At 58.5% G+C, this 2,006-nt stretch carries 2 protein-coding genes; both read right to left on the bottom strand.

Features of this window, described 5'->3' with window-relative positions:
* Positions 1-1,329: IS1182 family transposase (locus tag VMT30_03560; GenBank protein HVQ44017.1), on the bottom strand; the 1,329-nt coding region annotated here is incomplete at its 3' end.
* A gap of 159 nt (positions 1,330-1,488) precedes the next feature.
* Positions 1,489-2,006 (bottom strand): trimeric intracellular cation channel family protein (locus VMT30_03555; GenBank protein ID HVQ44016.1); only part of this gene is annotated, 518 nt, incomplete at its 5' end.

Raw genomic sequence — 2,006 nt, 5'->3', positions numbered from 1 at the left:
CCGTTTCGTGAGAAAGTGCGTTGCACCCATCCAGCACTTGATCGTGCCGAAGGGATGTTCCGCTGTCGAACGACGCACTGCCATTTTTTCCGGATGGTGATCGAGACGTGCCTGCACAGTCTCAAGCACGGCCTCGTGTTCCCAACGTGTGATCCGGCGCTCCTGACCTGTCGTGCACTTGCTCTTGAGAGCGCACCCCTGACAGTTGGTCGTCCAATAGCGGCGCAGTATTTTGCCGTCCTCTACGTTCGTACAGTGATAGGCCAGCCGCTCATGAGCTGGACAAATATAAACATCGTCGGCCGCGACATAGACGAAGTCCTGCTTACCGAACCGGCCCGCCGCCTTGGCACCAGAAGTCTGCGGCTTCGGCAGCGTGACGGTGATGCCTGCCTCCTCGCAGGCGCGGATCTCTTCGCCCGTGTAGTAGCCGCGATCGGCCACAGCATCGAGCGTCTCAACGCCCATCGCGGTTCGCGCCTGCTCGGCCATATTCGAGAGTTGATGGCGGTCCGTGCCGACGTTTGTCACCTCGTGAGCGACAATGAGATGGTTCTTGGTGTCTACCGCAATTTGCACGTTGTAGCCGACGATACCGGTGTCCTTGCCGCTTGTTGCCATCGAACGCGCGTCAGGATCGGTCAGCGAGATTTGCTTGTCGTCGCTCTTCATCATCTCGGCATTGATCGCATTGAGCCGCGTAACCTCCTCCTTCAGTTTCATGATTTTATCCTTGAGCCGCGCAACCTTTGCCTCCGGAACCGCATCACCATGGCGGTCGGCGGTCTCCAGTTGTGCCAGGTAGCGCGCGATGCTCTCGTCTATCCGCTCAAGACGCCGCTTCATCTTGGCCTCCGTGAAGTTCTTGTCGCGCGCGTTGACAGCTTTGAATTTGGAGCCATCGATGGCGACGCTCGCCACGCTCAGCAAATCAAGCTCACGACACAGCGCAACGAAGGTACGACACACCTCACGAATCGCCTTGCCATTGTCCTTGCGGAAATCCGCAATGGTCTTGAAGTCCGGTGCAAGCTGCCCCGTCAGCCAGACCAGCTCGATATTGCGCTGGCATTCGCGCTCAAGGCGGCGGCTCGATGGGACGCGATTGAGATAGCCATAAATGTAAATCTTGAGCAGGACCGCCGGATGATAGCAGGGCCGCCCTTGTTCCAGCGCAATAACCCGCCCAAAGCCGAGCTTGCCAAGATCGAGACCATCAACAAAAGCGTCAACTGCGCGAACTGGATTGTCTTCAGCCACATAGTCTTCAAGTTCGGCTGGAAACAAACTGCTTTGGCTTCGATCAATCCCCTCTACGAAGCCCGACATCCATCGTCCCCATCCGCCGATTCACACGAAGAATCATAGCAGCGATGCGACTTTTCACACAGCCTGGGCCACAACCGGACTCAAACCACCCTCATTAAACTTGCGTGCCAGGCTCCATGGTCCACGTAGTCCGGCATTACCGCTTCCGTCACCGTCAAACTAACGCTCAGGGCGTGATCTGTAGCGCGGCAATGACCAGCCGCGCTGAATGGCGGCGCCGCGCAACCCAAAACCGATGAGCAGACCCAGGAGGACGGCGACCTCGCGATGCAGGCCGACCGCAGAACCGGCGACGAAAGTCGCGGCGCCGGCGAGAGCTGCCGTGACGTATATTTCGCGGCTGAGCACAACCGGGCTTTCCGCTCCAAGGAGATCTCGCAATATGCCGCCGAAGGTGGCTGTGATCACACCCATCGCAATGGCGACCGTCGGGCCCGCGCCCATCAACAGCGCTTTCTCAGCTCCAACGACGGCAAAAATGCCAAGACCGAGTGCATCGAACCAGAGCAGAAGCTTGTAGCGGGACTGCGGGATGTGTGCAGTGAAGAACACGATGCCGGAGACGACCACGCACGCGATCAGATAAGCGGGCGCATCGATCCAGAATATGGGATTCGCACCGAGCAGAACATCCCGAAGCGTTCCGCCGCCAATTCCCGTCACTGTTCCCAGCAACA

The organism is Candidatus Saccharimonadia bacterium (assembly GCA_035544015.1).
Classification (GTDB): domain Bacteria; phylum Patescibacteriota; class Saccharimonadia; order UBA4664; family UBA4664; genus UBA5169.
Note: the sequence above shows the minus strand (reverse complement) of the source record. Positions and strands in the feature narration are given on the sequence as shown.